Raw genomic sequence first — 21802 nt, 5'->3', positions numbered from 1 at the left:
AGCTCAGACATATTGTACTTTTATAGTAAGATAATCGGATAAATTCCGATTATCTTACTATATTTACACATGGATCTACCCCAGAGCATAAGAAACCTTTCCAGCCAGCCATTAACACATCAACTGCTCACCTCGCTGTTGAAAGACTACAAACGCCCCAACGATAAAATCCATGAACTCATCTCCGCAGGCATTATCGAACCAGTCAAGAAAGGCCTGTACTTACCATCCATAAGACTTTCAGAAACACGCACAGAGCCATTTCTCCTCGCAAACCATATGCTTGGCCCAAGCTATGTGTCTTTTGATAGTGCGCTGTCATACTACGGATTGATCCCCGAACGAGTGTTCGAAGTTTCCTCCGCAACAACAAAGGCCTCACGCCGCTTTGACACGCCGACTGGTGCATTCAGTTTTACACGAATGCCGCTCCCCTATTACAGCTTCGGGATACGGCAAGTCGCGGTCGGAAAAGATCAGAATGCACTGATCGCGTCCCCGGAGAAAGCTTTATTCGACAAAATAATCAATACAGCGGGCTTAAACCTCCGAAGTAAAATCGCAGCCAGTGAATACCTGATAGAAAACCTGAGAATGGACGAAGATCAGTTAAAACAGCTGGATGTACAAGCAATGGAGACCTGGCTAAGCGATTCGCCAAAACGCGAGAGCTTGGCGCAGGTGATTAAACTCATCAAAGAATTATGATCAAGGAATGGCTGGCAAGTTACAATCCTGTCAATAAGGACGATGCAACTCAGGCGCTGCGCGAAATCATGCAGGAAGTCGCGCTGGCTGGGCTCTATCGCAAGGGCTTCTTCGAAAAGGCTGCGTTATATGGCGGCACCGCGCTCCGTATCTTTTATGGGCTCGACCGCTTTTCAGAGGATCTCGACTTCTCGTTGCTCGAAATGAACCCCGATTTTTCGATCAATACCTATATACCCGGCATCATCGATGAATTCGAAGCGCTGGGAATGCATGTATCGGTCAAGGAAAAACAGAAGGCAGTAAAGACCAGCATTGATTCCGCATTTCTGAAATCCGAAACGATCTGGCGGGAGCTGGTTCTGGAAGGTGTTGTGCGTCAGCAAGGGCTTGAACAAATAGCTAGCATCAAAATCAAACTGGAAGTCGATACCATGCCGCCTCCGGGATTTGATACCGAAGAAAAGCTTTTGCTCCAACCATTTTCATTTTACGTGAAGTGTTTCGCCATCTCCGACCTGTTCGCCGGAAAAATGTATGCGTTGCTTTTCAGGAAATGGAAAGACAATGTCAAGGGCCGCGACTGGTATGACATGGAATGGTATATCCGAAAAGGCGTTCCGTTGAATCTCAAACACTTCGCGCTACGTGCGAAAGATAGCGGAGATTGGAGTCGGGACGACATCAATGAAGTCGAGTTTCGGGAGTTGCTGAATGCAAAAATAAATTCGGTTAACTTCCAACGAATCAAGGATGATATTCGGAGATTTATACCAAATGCAAGTGTTTTGGACATTTGGAGTCCGCAGTATTTTCATGATTTGGTTTCCAAGCTGAAATTGGGCGTATAATTGTCTAGCTATATAGCTAAAAATCTACGGTCATTGTTGAATCAAGGAATCGATTAAGGAATATTCAATGAAACTAAGCAAAATAGGAACTTCTATTTTTATCCTCAGCGTGCTTATATACGTGATATTTTCTTATTTCAAAAACAAGCAATTGGAGCCGACATATACTTACTACTCTAACGGAGTTATGAAAGGGATGACTAAACCGTTAAACGATTCCGTTGAGTTATTCTATGGATACGATACAGCCGGAAACATGATATACTCCTCGCGAGCTGTAAATGAATATGTAGACGGTCTCGCAAAAGTTTACTTTTCGGAAGGCGGATTACTTAGAACCGAAACATGGCTCTATGGGGAGTTAACTGGACCTTGGAACGAGTATTATAAAAGTGGTAACCTCAAGAGTTCGGTAATGCTGCAGGACAGTATGCCAGTCGGAGACAGATATGAATACTTCGACCTGCCTGGTAAGAAAGTAAAGTATCTGGGCAGTAATATTAACGTCAGAGGCAAGAAGTGGACAAACTCGCAAACCTGGTATGACTCACTTGGCAACGTTGTTAAAAGCACAGTTCGTTTAGATCGTATATCCGGCGCAAAAAATGTTTTATTGAACGATTCACTAAGATTAGTATTTCGGCTGAAACACCTAGAATTCCCATTGATTGAGAACTTTGTGTATGATTTTGATAGTCTTTTTTATGTCAGGGATTCTTCACTCACCTATTCGTCGAAAAGTACCAGTGACTCAGTGGTCACCTATATAAAAGCGACCAGACCGGGTGAGCAAGTGGCAAGAGGGTTAATTCAGAATTACAAAGTGCTTTACCGACGAAAAAATGGCGCTTATGCTACTCAGAGTAAGGACATTTACTGGACTTACAAGTATTTGGTCAAAGAACGTTAAAACAGATGTTTTGTCAGTATTGGCACAAGGTCTGGTCCTGATTTTCAGGACCTTTTTTTGTTGCTCCCAAAAAAATACCGCCACCATGTAACCGTACGTTATATAACAGTCAATAGTTACATAACGTATATCCATGAAAAACGCTATCCTCTCCTTTTGGCTGATTGCCGTGCTTGTCCTTTTTTCAAATGCCAGGTCCCTTGCCCAGTACCATCTGGGCGTTCGCGCGGGTGTCAATTTCAGCAATTTCAAGCCCGGGGCTTTTTTTGATTATGATACCAGGGTGGGCGCAAACGTCGCGTTGCTCATCAATAGGCCGCTGAACAAGGTCCTCAGCATTCAATTGGAACCTGGCTTCTCACAGCGTGGGGCCAGGTACGAAACTTTGGGGGAAGGCCCTTTGAATGGCGCTATCCTGAAAAGCGAGGAAAGGGGAAAATTCCGGTTTAATTTCATCGAACTGCCGGTTTTGCTGCAATGGAGGCCACAGATCGGAAAGTTTACGGGGATTGTTTCTCTCGGGCCTGAACTTCGTTATCTTGCTGGACATGTGAAGTTGAAGTACTCTTCCAAAATCACATACGATGGCGTTGTCACCAAGGACGAGTCCGGCGTCGTCAATCTGGAAAGCGGCTATGGGAAAAATACATTCGATTATGGCGCTGTCGGCGGCTTGGGCATGGGTTATCCCGTCAAATCTGTAACGATATTTGGTGAAGCGCGTTATCACCTCGGGCTCCGGCGGTTAGCCGAGGGAGTGAAAACTTACCACCGCGGTCCATCCGTACACATCGGCGTGCTGGTTCCGATGGGGAAATAAGCATTTTATAATCATATCAATGGACAAATCAAACGGATATGAAGCACACGCCGCCACGTTCATTCGCTGCCGTTCCAAGGGCATCGACGGGGTCGGGGCAACGTCGGTGCGGCAATGGGCAACGGCGCTGCCTCCCAATGCGGTAGTGCTCGATGCGGGCTGTGGCATGGGGTTGCCTGTCACCAGGGCCCTGCTGGATGCAGGCGCGACCGTCTACGGTGTCGATGCCTCGCCTTCCATGGTCCGGGCATTCAGGCAAAACTTCCCCGATATTCCGGTTGCCTGCGAACCCGCCGAAGATTCTTCGTTTTTCAACCGGCAGTTCGACGCCATCATTGCCTGGGGACTGCTATTCCTTTTACCGGAAAAAAAGCAGGATGTGCTGATCCGAAAAATGGCCGATGCACTCGTCACAGGCGGAAAGCTGCTGTTCACAGCCCCGTCCCGGGAGATGAAATGGGAAGATGCCATCACAGAGATCGAATCGGTATCGCTCGGCGCGGAGAAGTATAAACAGTTGCTAACCGAATCAGGCCTTTCGCTCGTCGAGGAGTTTGAAGACGAGGGGGAGAATCATTATTATCATGCGGTCAGGCTTTGAGGTGACGGCCCTCCGGTCTACTCCCTCACCTTCACCCCCCGAAACATCACCGCGTTATCGCTCACCCGCACCGCCTTCCCGCTCGCCGTCGTCACCTTTTTCAGCACCACTTCTTTCGTCTTCACATAAGGATATTTCTCCTGATACGACTCGTCTTTCATCTCAGGATTGAAATTGGCGAAGATGGCAGGGCCCTCGTAGTTTTCGGGGTGGGCCGTGTCCTCGATGCGGAGGTTCTCGATCGTAATGCGCTCGGGCATGTAGCACGTATACCCGAAATCGTGCTGGCCCGAGTAGGAGCCGCTGATGATGCTTGCGCTGACGGGCTTGCCGCCCGACGGGACGAACACGCAGTTGCGGATAATGAGCTCGCCCTGCCAGGTGCTGCCGTAATCCGGGCGGAGGTTCACGACGCTCCTGCCCCGGATCGTCGAGTTTTCGACGAGCAGCAGGCCGCTGCCGATCGCGTTGATGCCCATGTGCCCCAGCGTGGAGTTGCGGATGGTGGCGTTCGCGACGCCCTGGTGGGCGTCGAAGCGCGAGAGAACGCAACGGTCGTAGAGCAGGTTTTTGCAAAAGTTGGAGCCCAGGATACCCCAGTAGGTGTTGTCGTTGATATCGTTGGTTTGGGTGCAGTTAACGAACGAGACATGAAGGGCTCGGTTCACGGAAAGGTCGTAGGTGCCCATCGTGACGGGCTTTCCGGCCGCGCCGATGGTACTATATGTTTTGTGACCGGTAAAAATGGAATTTTTAACGGCCACATAAGCGCAGTCGCCGATATTGATAAAACCGCCGTATGGCGCCCCGTGATCGCCCTCGCCGGTAATGCGGTGTTCCAGGCCGTCGACGACGACATTTGACCGTCTGATGGCGATGTTCCGGTTGTAATACGTGTATTTGGATTCCGCCTGATTGGCAATGGTCGTGAATCGGCCGCCGGTGATTTTCAGCGGCTTCTCGTCGATCGGCAGCGCGGTCATGTCGGTAATCTGGTCAAAATCCCAGATGATCGGTGCATGCATATCCACCTTTCCATTTTTATCCACAACAAAAATATCGGTTTGGGGAGAGCCGCTATTCTGGTTCAGCCCAAAGCGGATGTATTGCTTCACATTCGTATTCACAACGGTAATCAGGCATGGCCCGGGCAGCGACGCATCTATTTTCGGCTGGTTGCGTTTCAATGAAGCTACTTGTTCCAGCTTAAAAGGTTTCAGGCCCGAACCGACGGTAAAAACTGCCGCATTGCGGTTTTGCACATCTTTATCATCAATGATGAAGGCCGCCTTTCCAAAATCGGTATCCGTGCTGATCAGCACCGTGCGCTCTTTTCCACTGATATAGTAGGTTGCCCCATCCTCCGCTTTCACCCGTAACCCGTGCCGGTTGGCGAACGCGTGCGTGGCGGCGATGGCGTCGATATCGTCGGATTTCCCGTCGCCTTGCGCCCCGAAATCCCGGTAGCCGACCTGGCCCGCGGCTTTAAATTTAGCAGCATCTTTCGGCGATACATTCAAAACCAGCTCGCCCTTTTCATTGGCATACCCCCTCGTTTCCCCGTTTTCGGATGTAATCGTCACCTGGCCGAGCGGGCCTTTGTCTTGTGCATGGGCCACGAAAGCGCAGGAAATCAGGATCAGAAGCAAGTATTTCATTGTAAGCGGCTGGTTGGTTGCTTTTTATCTTAAAAGCGCGAAATGGCCCGGCGGTTACTCTGAAACATTCAAAAGCCGGACACCGCTGTTCGCAAATGAACAGCTGATCCGACTCACCAAATACTTTTATTGATTGACTTTCAATTATTTAAATACATAAAAATAATCTGGCAAGCTATTTTATCAGCAAATATGAAACTAATGGTCCGGTCATGAACAGGTCATACCTCGGAGAATTCGAAGAAATAGTACTGCTCACGGTGGCAGTCATGGAGGGGCACGCATACGGCGTCGGCCTTGCCCATGAAATCACAGAACAAACCGGCCGGCCGGTGCAGCTCAACCAGGTGCATTCCGCCTTGCAGCGGCTGGAAGAAAAAGGCATGGTGAAATCCGAAATGGGCGAGCCCACGGCCGAGCGCGGCGGGCGGCGGAAACGGCTGTACACCGTCACTGCCTATGGGCAAAATACTTTGAAACAGGTACGCGACGTCAGGGACGGCCTTTGGTCGCGGCTTGTGAAACCTTTTACTCCCGCATTGGACGTATGAAAGCAAACCCTCAACCCACGCCGCCCACCTGGGCCGACAAACTTCTCACCTGGGCCTGCGCGTCCCACCTGCATGAAAGCATCCTGGGCGACCTCCATGAAGAGTTTTATTTCCAGGCCGAACGGATCGGCGAGCGCCGGGCGCGGCTGCGGTACTGGCGCGAAGCATTGGGATTTATCAAACCCCGCTATATCCGGCGGCAAAAATCCCCCTACCCTGCTACCTTTCTATTCAGCCACGATATGATCCGCAATTACTTCACCATTGCCTGGCGGACGCTGGCGCATAACAAAACGTATTCGTTTATCAATATCGTCGGGCTCAGCATCGGATTGGCCGCGGCCATGCTGATCGTGCTCTATTCCAAAGATGACGTGAGTTTCGACCGTTTCCATACCAATAATCCCCGCATTTACCGCGTCGCCAACCGCTACATGGCGCCCAATGGCCAGCAAACCGGCGTGACGGGCATTTCGGGCTACCTGCCCGGACCGAAATTTGCCGCCGGTGTGCCCGAAATCCAGGCATATGTTCGTTTGATGCAGGAGCAGCACGACATTAAAACCGGCGCCGGAATCCGTAGCGAAATCGTGTTCCACACGGATTCCGCATTCTTTTCGATATTCTCATTCCCCTTGCTGAGCGGCAACCCGGCAACGGCCCTGAACAACCCGCGATCGGTAGTTATCTCCGAAGAAATGGCCCAAAAGCAATTCGGCACGTCGGATGCACTCGGGAAGACGCTCACCGTCCGCACGGGCGAAAAAAATACAGGTTTTGAACCTTACACCGTGACAGGCATTGCCAAAACATGCCCGCAGAACTCGTCGATCCGGTTTGATATCCTGATGCCGCTTGTCGTGAAACCCGCCGACATGGAACGCAGCATGAACTGGTTCAATACCTTCCTGAACACGTTCGTACTGCTCGCGCCGGGCTCGAACCTGACGCAGGTGGAGCGGAAAATAAATGCCGTGTACAATGCCGACGCGAAGGAGGCGATCCGGGAAGTGGCCCGCAAATACGACATGCGCGACAAGAAGGAGTACCTGTTGCAGCCTTTCACCAACATTCACCTCAATGCCGGGTTACCGCCCGATAATGGCCTCGAGGGCCGCACCAATCCGCAGCTGGCGTACATTCTGTCGGGCATCGCGGTCTTCATTTTGCTTATTGCCTGCATCAATTTTATCAACCTCACCGTGGCCCGCTCGCTGAAAAGGGCGAAGGAAATCGGCGTGCGCAAGGTGGTGGGCAGCGGGCGTATGCAGCTCATGGCCCAGTTCCTGGGCGAGTCGTTCCTGCTTTGCTCGGCTGCGTTTGCATTGGGACTGGTGCTGGTGCAGGCAGCATTGCCCACATTCAATCACTTGGCGAACAAGGCATTGGCCATTTCTTATTTATTTGATATAAAGCTCATGATGGGCTACCTCGTGCTATTCCTGGCCACGGGCTTACTGGCCGGGTTCTATCCGGCGCTCGTGCTGTCGGGGTATAGCCCGGTGAAAACGCTGTACAACAGGCTGCAACTTTCAGGCAAAAATTACCTGCAAACCTCGCTGGTCGTCCTGCAATTCGCCATAGCCTCGTTCCTGATCGTCGGCACGCTTACGATTTACGCGCAATTCGATTACCTGACGAGCAAAGACCTGGGCTACAACGATAAACACCTCGTCAGCGTCGACAAGCAGAACCTGACGCGGGAAGAAGCCTTTCGTCTGCGGCAGGAACTCGGAAAAGACCCGAACATTATCGCCGTGGCACCCAAGAATGCAGGCAGATGGAATACTTCCGCGAAGGTGAACGGCAATACCGAAATCGCCTTCACGATCGAGGCCGTCGACCCGGAATTCCTGCCGGCGATAGAGGTGCCTGTACGCATGGGCCGCAACTTTTCGCACGCATTCCCGGCCGACTCCACGCATTCGGTGCTTGTGAACGAGGCGTTTGTAAAGCAGGCGGGCTGGAAAAACCCGATCGGGCAGATCGTGGATTTTTGGTATGACAATGCCCGGTATACCGTCGTAGGCGTCACGCGCGACTACCATTATACGGATCTGAACGAGAAAATCGGCCCGCAGGTGTTCACCATGAAGCACGACATTCCTTACGGACGGTTTTTAGTCAAAATTAAACCCGGCACCGAAACGGGCAGCCTCCGGCACATCGCGGCTACGTACGCGCGTCTGTTTCCGCTCAATGCGTACACGTACAAGTTCATGGACGACGAAAATCTGAAAAAATACGAGTCGGAAGCCAAATGGAAGCAGATTATGCTCTTCAGCACCATGCTCACGATCTTTATTTCATGCATTGGCCTCTTCGGGCTGGCCACACTTTCGGCTGAGCGGCGGACCAAGGAAATAGGTATCCGAAAAGTACTCGGCGCATCGGTGAACAGCATCGTGCACCTGCTCACCTCCGATTTCCTGAAACTGGTCTGCATTTCATTCATTTTCGCCTTTCCAATGGCCTGGTATGCCATCGACAAATGGCTCCAAAACTACCCGTACCGCATCGACATCAGCGCATTGACGTTCATCCAAGCGGGTCTGCTGGCCGTCTCGGTGGCCGTCGTGACCGTGAGCTTCCAGTCCATCAGGGCAGCGCTGATGAACCCGGTTGAGAGTTTGGGAAATGAATAATGCAATGAGGGGTTAGCCCGTCACTTTTACCCGTTTTTGTGGCTGGAAGTCGTCTTGTTCTTTTACAAATACATAATCGATCGTTTTGCAAAGCGATTCGGAATAGAGCTCCACGCGCTGAAAATGCCGGAAACTGTTGGCAGATATTTGCTGGTAAATATCAGGGTTTCGGATGCAGTTTTCGAGCTTTTCCAGGGATTGGCGCCATTTTTCAGGGTCCCATATATCGGCAAAAAGCGCGGTATCCATATCACCTGCATAATGCCGTATTTCTCCCACCGGCGTTACAAAACACACCAGCCCGTTTTGCATGGCCTCGGCCACGCTCATGGCCATTCCTTCGTTCGAACTGAGCTGAATAAGGAAGTGATATTGCTGAAATGCCTTTTGCTTTTGGGCGATGTTCAGCCCGCCCTCGTATTTGATTACATTTTCGAGTTGATGGGCCTTTATCTGCTCATTCAGCGATTGCAATGCACCGTCTTCCCTGCCATATAAATCCAGCTTCGCGTCGATTCCCCGATCCCGCAGGTATTTGATGGTATCCGCTGCCAGGTTCAGGTTTTTCACCTGGCTCAGCCGCCCCAGGAACATAAACCGTGCTTCCAGTTTTGTCAGCGGCGGATTGGATTTGTGGTCCGGGGATTTTTGGGTAAAAAAAGAAATCACTGCAATGTTCCGGTCGGGCGCATATTCTTTCTCAACAAACTCGGACGTGGCGGAGCAATCTGTAAATATGTAGTCAGAATGCTTTAATGCGCTTACCGTGAACATTTTATCCAGCTTATGGAAAAATGTGCTGCTATGCACAAAAGAAATAAACCGGATGTTCGGCCAACGCCTTTTCGCCAATGTACCCACCATCGACGCCCGCCATAATGACGAAATCATAACATCGGGGCGGATACGGCCAATGAAACGCAAAACTTTAAATAAGGTTACCGGATAACTCCAAAGCGGATAGTCGAATGCATGAATGCAAGCCTTTTGCGGTTCCGTCAAATGGGATACCATTTTCTGGTCCACCGTCCCGAGTACCAGCACCGTCAGATCGTACTTCTCAAAAAGGGCCGGGATCCCGGAAATCAGTGCCACTTCTACGCCTCCAATCTGAATGGAATGCGTGATGTAAAGCAGTTTCGTTTTGTTAAGCATTTTCGGAAAAGGTTGAGGAATGATGAGTATGAAGTATCCGAAGGAATACTTGGTAAAACTAAACAGTTCATGCCTAATTCAATTAATTAATTCAATTTTTTATTGAATTAATACCTTAATGTTATGCAAGGGCCCTTTTTCCCTTCTCAATTATCCAATAAAAAAGGCCAGCCCGGATAAATGGCTGACCTTGAAATGCACGGCTAATGCCGCATTATTTTGTATGGAAAGTCAAAATCAATATTTCAAATCCTTGATCTTTTGTGCAACCCTATTCGCAATAATCTGATAACCCTGGTTATTTAGGTGGATCTCGTCTGTCCGGTTTGCCGGGCGCATTCCTACGGGAAAATTGCCCTGGTCGATGCGATTTTGGTCCTGCGTAGTAGGCGTGTAGCCGATCGCTTCCATTTCGGACGCCGTCGGCGGGGTCATGGCTACGTAGGAGTCGCGGTAGGTCAGTGCGAGGTCGTCGTTGAATGCCGTGATCCGGGCGTAGCGGCTCGTTCCCTTCACCTCCGAGATGGCCGGCAATATGCCCAGGACGAGAAACCGGCGGGGTTCTGTAATGTAATCGATGGAGCTCTGGATCGCCGCCAGGATCTCGCGGCTCGGCTTTCCCTCCGTCATATCGTTGCGGCCGTACCAGAGGATCTGCGTCGCAGTTTTAAGCCTTACCGCATCTTCCAGTTCGAATACCGAATCATCCGGTATTGCAATATCTACGGGCGGTTCGGCACCTTCCGCCACGATCGGTTCAATGGTGTACCGGTCGCCCGAATTGGGTATGATCGTGCGCGTAATCGAGCATTTGACACCCGCGAGGGTTCCCGTGCGCGTGTAAACGTTGCCATTCAGCGGTGTGGAGAGAAATTCGTTATTGATCTTCGATACCGCTACCGGCTCGCCGCCGTTGAATTTGCCGCCCGTTACGGAAACCGTCAGCGGCACACCGCCCTGCCGGATCGCGATCGATAATGCAACCTGGCCGTTGATACCGTCATTTTGTACAGGTCGTCCCAGCGTTTCGCCCACCCATTCACCGAACGGACGGCTGCCGCCGGTACCGATCGTGAGGCTGTCGCCGAAGAATGCCAGCGTTTTGTCGCGGTTGTCTTTTCGGGAAGGAATGATCTTATCGAGCAGGTTATCGCACGAACTGAGCAGCACTGTGGAAAGCACGGCCGCCCCAGAATGGCGAAAAAAGCGTCTGCGACTGACGAACAGGCCCCGATCGTCGTCAGGGCCATGGTGTTGGAATGGTTTCATTTTGAGCGTTGGAACGTAGCTAGTAGGGTGCTTTCGGGCGCACAACAGCGCGCTTGGTAACGTATTCGCAATAATCATTCCACGTCAGAAAAATCAACCCGCCCGGCATTGCCCGCGCTACTAAACAGGTTGGCTTGCTGCCGGCTAACCGAAGCATAGCTCATATTTACAAATTTTGTGCACGCATCGTTATGGTCATGTAATTTCTACAAAAACGACAAAATATATTTGGACATATTCCATTAAAATGGATTTATTCCATTATATTTGTGCTATCCAATATCTGACTTTTATAAATTGGGTTTTAGGGTTGTATAATGATCACATTCCGGAGGTGATGCTTCCGGAGTGTTTGCTTTAGAGGAGTCCGGGCAAAAGGTTCTTTCGGGTTCACTCCGACCGCAGGCTCTTCACGGGGTTCATCAGCGCGGCTTTAATGCTCTGAAAGCTGATCGTCACCAGCGCTACGCCCACCGAAGCCACACCCGCCAGCACGAATACCCATACACTGATGTCGGTTTTGTAGGTATATTTTTCCAAAAAGCGCTGCATGGCGTACCAGGCTACCGGTACGGCGATCGCGAATGCGATAACCATCAGTTTCAGGAAATCGCGGGAGATCAGTTCTACAATGCTGAGGACCGTCGCGCCCAGGACTTTGCGTACGCCTATTTCTTTGGTACGCTGCGTCACGACGAAAGAAACCAGCCCGAACAGTCCCAGCGAACCGATGAGGATACCGAGTACGGCGAAGATTTGCAAGAAATTGGACAGCTTCCTTTCGCCGTCGTAAAAACTGCGGATATCGTCTTCCAGGAATTTGGGCTCATAATAATAGTTGGGGAACATGGCCTTCCAATGCTGCCCGATGTGCGCCAGCGCTTGTGCTTTTTTTGAATTGTCGATACGGATGCTCGCCAGCTGGAAGTTCCACGTTGCGTACACATACACGTGCCCGACGAGTTTTTGGGTCAGGTCCTCGGAATGGTAATCCTTCACGACGCCGATAATATTCGTTTCCATTCCCCAGAATTTTAAATGCTGCCCCAAGGCCTTTTCGGGGCGGTCGTAGCCCATATCGCGGGTCGCTTTTTCGTTTACCACAATATCCACCACATGCCCCTGCCCCAGGTCCCGCGCGGTATCCACAGCTGCAAAACTGCGCCCGGCGGTCATCGGAATGTGGAAAAAGCGGAAATAATTGGTATCTACATGCTGGATACGGAAGGTTTCTTCACCATTCGGCAGGCCGGGATGCTCCATGGTGCCCCACCAGTGGTTTCGGCGGCTGGCCGGCGTGGTCAGCCCGAATGCTACCTCGCGGATCTCGGGGTACTGTTTGAGCTGGTTGCGAAAGCGTTCCCGGTACACGGCGCTCCGGTCGGGCATATGGACCGTCACGATGCCGCTTTTTTCGAAGCCCAGGTCTTTTTCATAAAAATAACGGATCTGCTTCATGGCCAGCAAAGTGCAGATGACCAGCACCTGCGCGATCACAAACTGCATCACCACCAGCGACGATCGCCGCGAAATGCCGCCGTACGGCAGCGTTACACGGTTTTGCAATGCTGTCACAGGCTGAAAGCCCGACAGTACGAGCGCCGGATACAGCCCGGCCAGCAATGTCACCGTTACGGCGAGCACGCCCAGAAACACGAATGTTTCGCCGGTCCACACCGCGGAGCCGTCCACGTGCGTGTTTAACAGCTCCGACGAATACGTTACCAGCTGGCCAGCCAGCGCCGCACCAAGAACAATCGCGACCCATACCAGCAATGCCGTTTCCCCGAAAAACTGGAATATCAGCTGTTTCCGGCCGCTGCCCAGGACTTTCCGCACGGCTACCTCGCGTCCCCGCTGGATAGCCTGGACCGTCGCAAGGTTAATGAAATTGATACAGGCGATAAATATGAGGAATGCCGCTATGCTTGTGAGCGTGTACAGCATCCATTCGGGCATGGAATAGTTGAACGGGTCCTTGCCGACGTCGAAATACATTTCGGACAGCGGCTGCAATTCGTAGGAAGTAACGGTGGTCTCGGATTGGCGGCTTTTGGTAAAGCGGGTGAGTCCGGCATTGATGGGCGCCGTCGAAGCGCCGGGTTTCAGGAGCACGTAACCCTGGTGCATGGAATCGCCGCCGCCGAGGTTGTCCTCTTTGGCAAGGTCGGCCTGCATTTGCTTCATGGTTTCCCACGAAATGATCATCTGCATCGGGAATTCGGTGTTGGCGGGCAGGTCGGCGATGATACCGGATACAGTGAGGTCGCGCTGGTTGTCGTAGCGCAGCTTTTTACCCATTGCATTACCTTTGAAGAGCTTCGCGGCGGTTTGCTCGTCGAGCACCACCTGGCCTGGCGCACCGAGCGATTGCTTCGCATTTCCGGCGATCCAGCGGATGTCCAGCATGCCGAGCATTTCGGGCTGGGTAAAAAAGATATTGTTCTGGCTGAAAATCTCCTGCCCGATCTTCACCGTGGCCGGGTTCATACCGTAAAAATTCGCAGCCGCTTCCACACCGGGAAACTGCGTTTTCAGCATGCGGATGATCGTCTGGTGCACGTGCGATTGTTCCTCGCCAAACTTGTCGGTGGACTTGACCCGGTAAATGCGGTCGGCCTTGGCATGGTACCGATCGAAACTGTATTCGAACCGGACGATCCAGAAGAGCGTGATGGCGACGCCCAGGCCGAGGGTGAGGCCTGTCAGATTGATAAATGTATACAATCTGTTTTTTTGTAGGCTGCGAGAAGCTGTTTTGAAGTAATTACCGATCATAATCCCGACAGGTTGAATTTGAAACAAACCATTCGGTTGTGTTTGCATAAATAACCTGCCAACGAAAAGAGACCGTCAGAAACGGCCTCCTTTCACTCTAACCCCACATTTCAAAATTGGCGGTGTCCGCTTATGAACGAATCCGTTCAGCTTTGGACGACCATTTTTACCTTAGTACCAACACCCGCTGCTGCACCACCCGATCGTGGCCCGCCATGCGCACAATGTAAATGCCCGAGGCGGTGTCGCCGAGCGGAATGCTGAGTGGGCCGCTCCTGCCCCCGATTTTTTCCATTAATATTACCTGCCCGCCCGTATTCACGATCTCGACCGTCTGAAACGGCTCTTCCACGAGCAGGTTCATCTCATTGGTACTGATGAGCGACGGCCGCACAAAGAGATCCGTCAGGTTCCCGGCACCGAGATCGACCGTAATCATTTTGGAATACCTGAAACTTTCGTCGGTATCGACCATTTTCAGGCGGTAATACAGGTTGCCGCGTTCTATCGTCGTGTGGGTAAATGAATAGGTATTGCCGGCAGTCGCATTGGCGCCGGTAACCGTTCCGATCGTTTCAAACTGGCGCGCGTCGAGGCTGTATTGCACATCGAATGCCTTAAAATCCTTCTCCATCGAAGTCTGCCACGACAGTTTCACGCCTTCCACACCCGGCGCACCGGAGAAATTCACCAGCGTAACGGGCAGCGGGTCTTCGGCCTCGATGCGGTAAACAGCCGACGCGGTGACGGCGAAGATCTCGCCGGATTCGTCCTCGCCTATGTCCCTTACCCCCGTGAATGTTGAAGTTTCGTATTCTTTCACCGAGCCGTCGGAGTTGATCTTGTGAATGTCGCCCGACGAGTAATCCATTCCGATATAATAGCCCTTCATCACCGGCCAGTCGGAGCCGCGGTAAACGACGCCGCCGATCACGGAACTGCCCCGCGCGCTTCGGGTGGCATACACATAAATCGGTTTCACAAAACTGGCCGAATCGGGACATTCACCTATCGCAATGCCGGGCGTATAGCCGTTGCCCTCGAAACACCGCCAGCCGAAGTTTGCGCCCGAAGCATTACCCGGCGTACGAAAATTGATTTCTTCCCAACGGTCCTGGCCTACGTCGCCGATCCACATATCATATGTTTCGCGGTCGAAGCTCCACCGGAACGGGTTCCGCAAGCCGCGCGCATAGATCGCATTGCCGAACGGGTTGCTCGGCGGGATCACATAGTTCAGGCCGGAGCCAGCCGGCGGGTTGACGTCGATGCGCAGTATTTTTCCCAACAGGCTGGCGGTACTCTGGCCATTCATATTCGGGTCGTAGCCCGCGCCGCCGTCGCCGGTGGAAATGTAGAGGTAGCCGTCTTCATACCCAAAATGCATTTCACCGCCATTGTGGTTGGTATTGACCGGGTGCGGAATTTTGAGCACTTCCACGCGCGTGCTGGCGAGGACCGTGTTGCCGGCCGGGTTGGCCGAGGTGTATCGGGCGATTACCAGGTCGCCATTGGTGTCGGTATAATAGGTGTACAAAAAGCCGTTGGTTGAAAAATTGGGATGGAATGCGACGCTCAGCAAACCTCCCTCGCCGCTCGTGGAAACGACCTGCCCGCCGCTGTTCATATTCAAAAATTCGACGGACGTGCCCAATGCGCCCGGATTGTAGGCCCGGATACTGCCCGCCCGCTCTACCACGAACAGGCGATTGGAACCGTCGCCGGCGTGCACGAGCTGCATGGCCGAGGTAAGGCCGCTGATCACGGGCGTCGGGTTGATTTCGACGTCAGGGATTTGCGCGGCAACGCGGCAGAAGATCAGAACGAAACAAAATACCGGCAAAGCGCGCCGAGGTATTTTATAGTGGTTGATATGTTTCATATTTCACGGTTTTTAATAGTCAATATTATTTCTACCAATCAATACGAAATGCTACTACAATTGTCATGCCCGTTTACTTTCTGAAACTTTGCCTACAAAAAAAGCCTCCGGAAGCATAACTCCCGGAGGCTCAATATATTTGTGCCAGCCTGGCGGCGTATCAATAATAGAATGTGCCGTATTCGCTGGTAATGGTCAGTTTCTTTTCGTCAGAAGCCTCCACGCGCCCGATCACCTGCGCATCGATCCCGAAAGATTTCGAAATTTCGACCACGCGGGCGGCATTTTCCTCGGAAAGGTAAATTTCCAGCCTGTGCCCCATATTGAACACCTTGTACATCTCCTGCCAGCTCGTGCCGCTTTCGGCCTGGATCAGCCTGAACAATGGCGGTACGGGGAGCAGGTTGTCTTTGATAATGTGAAGGTTATCAACAAAATGTAGAATTTTTGTCTGAGCCCCGCCGCTGCAATGTACCATGCCATGAATTTGCGGCCGCAGTTCGTCGAGCAGCGCCTTCGCAACGGGTGCGTATGTACGTGTGGGTGAGAGGATTAATTTACCCACATTCAATGGAGCGCCTTCCACTTCGTCGGTCAGTTTTTTGCTGCCGCTGTAAACGAGGTCGTCGCTAACCTCCGGGTCGTAGCTTTCGGTGTATTTCGAAAGGTATTTACCCAAAATATCGTGACGGGCGGAAGTGAGGCCGTTGCTGCCCATACCGCCGTTGTATTCGCTTTCGTACGTAGCTTGCCCGTAAGATGCCAACCCCACGATCACGTCGCCGGCCTGAATATTGGCATTGTCGACCACCTCGGAACGCTTCATCCGGGCGATTACCGTGCTGTTCACGGTTACCGTGCGGACGAGGTCGCCGACGTCGGCCGTTTCGCCGCCTGTGCTGTAAATCTCGACGCCGTAGCTTCGGAGCATATCCAGCACTTCTTCCGCGCCGTTGATCACCTCGGCGATCACTTCGCCGGGGATCCGGTTCTTGTTACGGTCGATGGTGGACGAATAGAGCATCGGGCCCGTGGCCCCTACACAAAGGAGGTCGTCGGTGTTCATGACGATGGCGTCCTGGGCGATGCCTTTCCAGACGGAAATATCGCCCGTTTCTTTCCAATAGAGATACGCGAGGGAGGTTTTCGTACCGGCGCCGTCGGCGTGCATGATCGTGCAATACCCGGGATCGCCGGCGAGCGTGTCGGGGACTATTTTGCAAAAAGCCTTGGGATAAAGTCCTTTGTCGATCTTTTCGATGGCCTTATGCACATCTTCCTTTGAAGCCGATACACCGCGCTGGAGATAACGGTCGGTAGTTTTCATCTGAGCGTATTGATTAGTAAGCTATCCTGATTTCCGCCACAAAAGTAGTCAAAATGGGGGCTTAAACCTTTACTTTAACGAAAGTAGTCCTAAAACTGGCAAATCAGTGATTTACAAAATATTGCAAAAATTAACGATTTCTTAAAATAAGACAAATGCAAAAAAGTCGTTAGCTTTACGATTGTGCGGTATGCAACAGTGAAAACCGTAGAATCTCTTGTCTGACCATTTGAAGTCCCGAATCCACTTTTGATTTCATGCATTTTTCGATTCGCTTTGCAGTTGTAATAATCCTATTTTTTGCAGCCACCACATACAGTACCCCGTCTTACGCGAAAGCACCCGGCACGCCGGAAACCGCTGCCGACAGCCTTAACCCAATCCAATCGCTGGTCACCTTCGCGACCCGGCATTTGAATATCCCCTACCGTTCCGGCGGCTCGTCCAAAAGAGGCTTCGATTGCTCCGGCTTCGTCCGATACTGCTTCAACCAGTGGAATATCACTCTGCCGCATTCGAGCGCCGCGCAGGCCCAGCACGGCGAAAACGTCGAACTCGATGACGCCAAACCCGGCGACCTCATCTTTTTCAAAGGCAACAGCACGAAGAGCAAGCACATCGGCCACGTAGGCATCATCACGGAAGTCGCGCCGGGCTATGTCAAATTCATCCATTCGGCCTGGAAAGGTGGCATCCGGTACGATCTGCTGAACGCTGCTTATTACAGCAAGCGGTTTGTGGCCGTCAAAAGAGTCTTATGATCTTGATCACGTCCGCAGCGTCTGCCCGCGGTCGAGGCATATGAAACCAGCGGCGGCGCCATTGATACGATAAACGCCTAATTGGGTAACAAAAAAATCCTCCAACAGCAAAAATCCCCAGGCCGCAGACTTCAGTCGGCGGAAAAAGGGGAAGGAATAGGTTAATGATGTTAAATTTGTAGTGAAATTATAAATCATCAATTTTTATAATCCCTGCATTTTGAAACTCTGGCAAAAGGAAAATACTGTTACTTCTGAAAAAATAGAGCGTTTCACGGTTGGCCGCGACCGCGAGATGGATTTACATCTGGCTGAATTCGACGTGCTGGGCAACATCGCCCACGCAACAATGCTCGAAACGATCGGGTTGCTGACTGCCGGCGATCTGGCCGCATTGAAAACCGAGCTCAAAGCCATTTACCAGCAGGTCCAAAACGGTGAATTTGTGATCGAAGAGGGTATCGAAGATGTGCATTCGCAAGTGGAATTGCTCCTGACCCGCAAGCTGGGAGATACCGGCAAAAAAATCCATAGCGGCCGCTCGCGGAACGACCAGGTGCTCGTGGACATGAAGCTCTACACCCGCGCCCGGCTGTTCGAAGTGGTGCAGGCAACGGAAAAGCTTTTCGATGTTTTGACACGCAAATCGGAAGAACACAAGCATGACCTTCTGCCCGGCTACACGCATTTGCAGATCGCCATGCCGTCGTCGTTCGGGCTCTGGTTTGGTGCCTATGCAGAAGGCTTGATCGACGATATTATCCAGCTCAATGCCGCGTACCGCCTCGCCAACCGCAACCCGCTGGGGTCCGGCGCGGGCTATGGCTCGTCATTCCCGCTGAACCGCCGGATGACGACCGACCTGCTCGGCTTCGAAGGCATGCACCACAACGTCGTGTACGCGCAAATGAGCCGCGGTCGCACGGAGCAAGCCGCATTGAGCGCCATCGCGTCGCTCGCCGCCACCGTTTCGAGGCTTGCCATGGACGTTTGCCTTTACAACAGCCAGAATTTCGGCTTTATCGTGCTCCCGGACGACCTTACGACCGGCAGCAGCATTATGCCGCACAAAAAGAACCCGGATGTGGCCGAACTCCTCCGCGCCAAAACCAACCGCATGAAGGCATTGCCGATGGAGGTAACGATGGTGCTAAGCAACCTGCCCTCGGGCTACCACCGCGACATGCAGCTGCTGAAAGAGATCCTGATGCCTGCATTCGACGAGATCCTCGACTGCCTCGACATTGCCGCATTCATGCTCGAACACGTGAAAGTGAAGCAAAACCTGCTCGATGACCCGAAATACGACCTGCTGTTCAGCGTGGAGCGTGTGAACGAGCTTGTGATCGCGGGCGTACCCTTCCGCGACGCGTACAAGCAGGTGGGCGCGGAGATTGGCGACGGCAGCTACCAGGCACCGCGCGAATTGAAACATAGCCACGAGGGAAGTATCGGTAATTTGCAAACGGAGCAGATCAGAGCGCGAATGGCAAACGAAATAGCGGCTTTCGGCTACGACAAGATAACCACCGCTCTGGAAGCATTATTGAAATAACCGCATGAAAACCCGGTCCGTCATCGTCTGGATGTTTTGCTGGATTAGTCTCGGCCTGATGGCAGTTACTAACGCAAAGCGCCTCGTTCATGCCGGACCGGGTAACCTCAAAGTCATCCTCTTCCTTGATCCCGAATGCCCCGTTTCCAATGCTTATATGCGCGAAATCAAAAGCATTTATGCGGATTATGTAAAAAGGGGCATAGCATTTGAAGCCGTTTTCCCCGTCCCGGCGGTCAAGCGGAACGATATCAGGGCTTTTTTAACCAAATACCAGACAAACATACCAGGCTACCAGGACCCCGGTCTGCAAAAGGTGAAACGCTATCAGGCTACGACAATGCCGGAGGCCGTGCTCACCAATGCAAACGGCGAAATCCTCTACCGCGGCGCGATCGATAACTGGTATTATGCATTGGGAAAAAACCGGGCGAAAGCGACGGAACTCTACCTGCGAAATGCCATTGAAGCTGCATTGAACGGAGAAATGATCATCAGGAGCCGGACGGAGGCGATCGGGTGTCTGATCAATCAATAATGGTAATACGGCATTCTTGACGGATATACATACAAAAAGGCAAGCCAACCGGCTTGCCTTTTGTGTTCTTTAACTAAATCTATTAATAAATCAAGGCTTGTCCCACCATACGCGGCCGGCTGCGTCTTGAGGGCTGTTTCCGAAGCCTGGCAGGGCAGCCATGGCAGCGTAAGCAGCTTGCTTGTTCGCCACGTTAGGGTCGGTTTCGTTGATCAGCGCCAATGGGGCACGACGTGGTATTACCAATGTGGCACCCAGGTTTTTCACGGTCGGCAAAGGAACTACCGAAGTCGCGTTAGGATAGCCTGTGCGTTTCCACAATGCCCAACCTTCCTGCGGCTGCTTGAAGAAGTTCAGGTAGCTTTGGCTGGCGATTTGCTCCAATGCTTTCGCGTTGTCGAATGCGATACCAGGCATGGCCAGGTAAGCAGTGATTTCAGCGTCGGTTACCGCGGTGTAGTCAGGAGCTTGTGCGCCTTTTGCGATTTCGTCATACCAGAGGATCGAGCTTTTCACACCTTCTTCGTACCAGGCTTTCGCTGTTCCGGTTCCGAGCGACTTCGTAGCCAGTTCCGCACGCATGAAGCAGAATTCAGCATAAGTAATCACAGGCAGGTAAGAGAAACCTGTTTTCGAGTTTATACCCGCGCTCCAAAGGTTCGGCTGCAGGTAAGAAAGCGTATCGATCGTAACACCGTCCACCACGTCGGCAGTGTAGTACTGCTGCTGGATAGCCGCCTGGCGGGATACGTCAGGATCGGTGAAGCTGCCTACGTAACGGCGTGCAGGAACTGGAGTTCCGGCAGGCAGTTTACCGGCTTTCACGAGCAATGCGATGTTGGTCGCGTTGAATCCGTTTGGCGCGAAGAATGCGTCGATACGGGGATCTTTTTTGTCCCACATGAAATCCACGATCGGCTTCGGTGCGCGAAGGGTTGTCGGGTTCCAGTTGGAGTTAGCGTCTGTTCCGGTGAAAGAATAGATCGCCTTGAAGATCCAGCCATCGGCATTAGAGCTCATCAGTTCGGCAGCAGGCGAAGCCAGCACCTCGTTGATGATCGGCGTTGCAGCTGCGGCATCCGCTTTCAATACACGCATGGCAATGCGAAGACGGAGCGCGTTAGCCGCTTTGATCCATTTTGTCGCATCGTTTTTGTAGTACTGATCGTAGTTGCCCAGGCTGATCTGCGGCGTAGTCGGTGTTTGCTTCAACGTAGCGATCGCTGTTTTCAACTCTGCATCGAGCGCAGCGAAAACCTGCTGCTGCGTATCGTATTTAGGCTGCAAAGTACCGCCGTAACGGCCCTGGAACGCTTCCGAGTAAGGGATAGCACCGTAAATATCCGACACGTAGAAAGTGTAATACGCTTTCAGGATGTGCGCGATCTGAACCATGTTGGTGTAGCGGGGCTGCGTGGCAGCGTCCATTTTCAACACCAGCTGTTCCAGGTCGTACAGCCTGTCGCCTACGCCGTTGTACTGGCGTCCGTAGCGCTGCGAGAAGTTGTCGACGTTCTGGGTAAATGCACCCTGGTTTCCATTGACGTCAGTAGTGTACTGCATCCATGGCATAATGCGACGGTAGACATCGTAATAGTATTCGAAATCCTGGCCGTGGATACCGGTAGTGGCATTCAGGAACTGGTTTTCGGGCGGAATCGAGTTAAGCGCGTCCGGGTTGTTGTTGATATCTACAAAATCTTGCTTGTCGCAGGCGAAGAGCAGACCTGCGGCAGCCATTGCTAAGATTTTACCTTTTATGAATTTCATTTCAATATTTTTTAACAATTCTG

General features: G+C 52.0%; 17 protein-coding genes. 10 read left to right on the top strand and 7 right to left on the bottom strand.

Annotated elements, in window-relative coordinates:
* Window positions 1–69 precede the first annotated feature (69 nt).
* The 5 genes from H144_RS0108295 to H144_RS0108275 all read left to right on the top strand — a co-directional run bounded on the left by H144_RS0108295 (window position 70) and on the right by H144_RS0108275 (window position 3890).
* Window positions 70–708 (top strand): type IV toxin-antitoxin system AbiEi family antitoxin domain-containing protein, encoded by a 639-nt coding sequence (locus H144_RS0108295; protein WP_019941593.1) that lies wholly within the window; start codon window positions 70–72, stop codon window positions 706–708.
* A complete protein-coding gene (locus H144_RS0108290; protein ID WP_019941592.1) occupies window positions 705–1559 on the top strand; it encodes a nucleotidyl transferase AbiEii/AbiGii toxin family protein in 855 nt (284 codons plus the stop codon). The genes H144_RS0108295 and H144_RS0108290 overlap by 4 nt, the downstream gene beginning before the upstream one ends.
* A 67-nt stretch (window positions 1560–1626) precedes the next feature.
* The gene (locus tag H144_RS0108285; RefSeq protein WP_019941591.1) at window positions 1627–2469 is read left to right on the top strand and encodes a toxin-antitoxin system YwqK family antitoxin; all 843 of its coding nucleotides are present in this window, start codon (window positions 1627–1629) and stop codon (window positions 2467–2469) included.
* A 133-nt stretch (window positions 2470–2602) separates the two neighbouring features.
* Complete coding sequence (locus H144_RS0108280; protein WP_019941590.1) at window positions 2603–3289, top strand: porin family protein; 687 nt, start codon at window positions 2603–2605, stop codon at window positions 3287–3289.
* A 19-nt stretch (window positions 3290–3308) separates the two neighbouring features.
* Window positions 3309–3890 carry a class I SAM-dependent methyltransferase gene (locus tag H144_RS0108275; protein WP_019941589.1) on the top strand — a complete coding sequence of 194 codons (582 nt, stop codon included), beginning with the start codon at window positions 3309–3311 and terminating at the stop codon, window positions 3888–3890.
* A gap of 17 nt (window positions 3891–3907) precedes the next feature.
* Here the strand turns inward: H144_RS0108275 and H144_RS0108270 are convergent, their stop codons facing one another.
* Window positions 3908–5548, bottom strand: a complete 1641-nt coding sequence (locus tag H144_RS0108270; RefSeq protein ID WP_019941588.1) for a hypothetical protein — start codon at window positions 5546–5548, stop codon at window positions 3908–3910.
* Between the two features lie 212 nt (window positions 5549–5760).
* Between H144_RS0108270 and H144_RS0108260 the strand changes: the two genes are divergently transcribed.
* Both H144_RS0108260 and H144_RS0108255 read left to right on the top strand, forming a co-directional pair.
* The gene (locus H144_RS0108260; protein ID WP_019941586.1) at window positions 5761–6099 is read left to right on the top strand and encodes a PadR family transcriptional regulator; all 339 of its coding nucleotides are present in this window, start codon (window positions 5761–5763) and stop codon (window positions 6097–6099) included.
* A complete protein-coding gene (locus tag H144_RS0108255) occupies window positions 6096–8744 on the top strand; it encodes an ABC transporter permease (RefSeq protein WP_019941585.1) in 2649 nt (882 codons plus the stop codon). The genes H144_RS0108260 and H144_RS0108255 overlap by 4 nt, the downstream gene beginning before the upstream one ends.
* A 12-nt stretch (window positions 8745–8756) precedes the next feature.
* Here the strand turns inward: H144_RS0108255 and H144_RS0108250 are convergent, their stop codons facing one another.
* The 5 genes from H144_RS0108250 to H144_RS0108230 form a co-directional block, all read right to left on the bottom strand.
* Window positions 8757–9899: a glycosyltransferase family 4 protein gene (locus H144_RS0108250; RefSeq protein ID WP_019941584.1), complete on the bottom strand. Its 1143-nt coding sequence runs from the start codon at window positions 9897–9899 to the stop codon at window positions 8757–8759.
* 237 nt (window positions 9900–10136) lie between these two features.
* The gene (locus tag H144_RS0108245; RefSeq protein WP_229207866.1) at window positions 10137–11168 is read right to left on the bottom strand and encodes an SGNH/GDSL hydrolase family protein; all 1032 of its coding nucleotides are present in this window, start codon (window positions 11166–11168) and stop codon (window positions 10137–10139) included.
* Between the two features lie 390 nt (window positions 11169–11558).
* On the bottom strand, window positions 11559–13895 hold the full coding sequence (locus H144_RS0108240) for an ABC transporter permease (protein ID WP_229207865.1): 2337 nt from the start codon (window positions 13893–13895) through the stop codon (window positions 11559–11561).
* Between the two features lie 217 nt (window positions 13896–14112).
* Entirely contained in the window at window positions 14113–15828 is a 1716-nt protein-coding gene (locus H144_RS0108235; protein WP_019941581.1) for a PQQ-dependent sugar dehydrogenase, read from the bottom strand.
* A 160-nt stretch (window positions 15829–15988) separates the two neighbouring features.
* A complete protein-coding gene (locus H144_RS0108230; protein ID WP_019941580.1) occupies window positions 15989–17155 on the bottom strand; it encodes an AIR synthase-related protein in 1167 nt (388 codons plus the stop codon).
* A 257-nt stretch (window positions 17156–17412) separates the two neighbouring features.
* Here H144_RS0108230 and H144_RS0108225 point away from each other — a divergent pair, with 257 nt between their 5' ends.
* The 3 genes from H144_RS0108225 (at window position 17413) to H144_RS33230 (ending at window position 20009) form a co-directional block, all read left to right on the top strand.
* Window positions 17413–17916 carry a C40 family peptidase gene (locus H144_RS0108225; RefSeq protein WP_019941579.1) on the top strand — a complete coding sequence of 168 codons (504 nt, stop codon included), beginning with the start codon at window positions 17413–17415 and terminating at the stop codon, window positions 17914–17916.
* Window positions 17917–18136: 220 nt separating this feature from the next.
* Window positions 18137–19471 carry an argininosuccinate lyase gene (gene argH, locus H144_RS0108215; protein ID WP_019941577.1) on the top strand — a complete coding sequence of 445 codons (1335 nt, stop codon included), beginning with the start codon at window positions 18137–18139 and terminating at the stop codon, window positions 19469–19471.
* 4 nt (window positions 19472–19475) lie between these two features.
* Window positions 19476–20009, top strand: a complete 534-nt coding sequence (locus tag H144_RS33230) for a thioredoxin domain-containing protein (RefSeq protein WP_019941576.1) — start codon at window positions 19476–19478, stop codon at window positions 20007–20009.
* 90 nt (window positions 20010–20099) lie between these two features.
* Here the strand turns inward: H144_RS33230 and H144_RS0108205 are convergent, their stop codons facing one another.
* Entirely contained in the window at window positions 20100–21779 is a 1680-nt protein-coding gene (locus H144_RS0108205) for a SusD/RagB family nutrient-binding outer membrane lipoprotein (protein WP_019941575.1), read from the bottom strand.
* Window positions 21780–21802: the final 23 nt, after the last annotated feature.

The organism is Dyadobacter beijingensis DSM 21582 (genome assembly GCF_000382205.1).
Taxonomy (GTDB): Bacteria; Bacteroidota; Bacteroidia; order Cytophagales; family Spirosomataceae; genus Dyadobacter; species Dyadobacter beijingensis.
This window is presented reverse-complemented; position numbering and strand designations above follow the sequence as displayed.

Bases quoted from the DNA above. Each gene is read 5' to 3' on its own strand.
- H144_RS0108230 (WP_019941580.1), bottom strand. From the start codon at position 17,155: ATGAAAACTACCGACCGTTATCTCCAGCGCGGTGTATCGGCTTCAAAG.
- H144_RS0108275 (WP_019941589.1), top strand. From the start codon at position 3,309: ATGGACAAATCAAACGGATATGAAGCACACGCCGCCACGTTCATTCGC.
- H144_RS0108270 (WP_019941588.1), bottom strand. From the start codon at position 5,548: ATGAAATACTTGCTTCTGATCCTGATTTCCTGCGCTTTCGTGGCCCAT.
- H144_RS33230 (WP_019941576.1), top strand. From the start codon at position 19,476: ATGAAAACCCGGTCCGTCATCGTCTGGATGTTTTGCTGGATTAGTCTC.
- H144_RS0108250 (WP_019941584.1), bottom strand. From the start codon at position 9,899: ATGCTTAACAAAACGAAACTGCTTTACATCACGCATTCCATTCAGATT.
- H144_RS0108235 (WP_019941581.1), bottom strand. From the start codon at position 15,828: ATGAAACATATCAACCACTATAAAATACCTCGGCGCGCTTTGCCGGTA.
- H144_RS0108245 (WP_229207866.1), bottom strand. From the start codon at position 11,168: ATGAAACCATTCCAACACCATGGCCCTGACGACGATCGGGGCCTGTTC.
- H144_RS0108225 (WP_019941579.1), top strand. From the start codon at position 17,413: ATGCATTTTTCGATTCGCTTTGCAGTTGTAATAATCCTATTTTTTGCA.
- H144_RS0108280 (WP_019941590.1), top strand. From the start codon at position 2,603: ATGAAAAACGCTATCCTCTCCTTTTGGCTGATTGCCGTGCTTGTCCTT.
- H144_RS0108260 (WP_019941586.1), top strand. From the start codon at position 5,761: ATGAACAGGTCATACCTCGGAGAATTCGAAGAAATAGTACTGCTCACG.
- H144_RS0108290 (WP_019941592.1), top strand. From the start codon at position 705: ATGATCAAGGAATGGCTGGCAAGTTACAATCCTGTCAATAAGGACGAT.
- H144_RS0108285 (WP_019941591.1), top strand. From the start codon at position 1,627: ATGAAACTAAGCAAAATAGGAACTTCTATTTTTATCCTCAGCGTGCTT.
- H144_RS0108205 (WP_019941575.1), bottom strand. From the start codon at position 21,779: ATGAAATTCATAAAAGGTAAAATCTTAGCAATGGCTGCCGCAGGTCTG.
- H144_RS0108255 (WP_019941585.1), top strand. From the start codon at position 6,096: ATGAAAGCAAACCCTCAACCCACGCCGCCCACCTGGGCCGACAAACTT.
- H144_RS0108295 (WP_019941593.1), top strand. From the start codon at position 70: ATGGATCTACCCCAGAGCATAAGAAACCTTTCCAGCCAGCCATTAACA.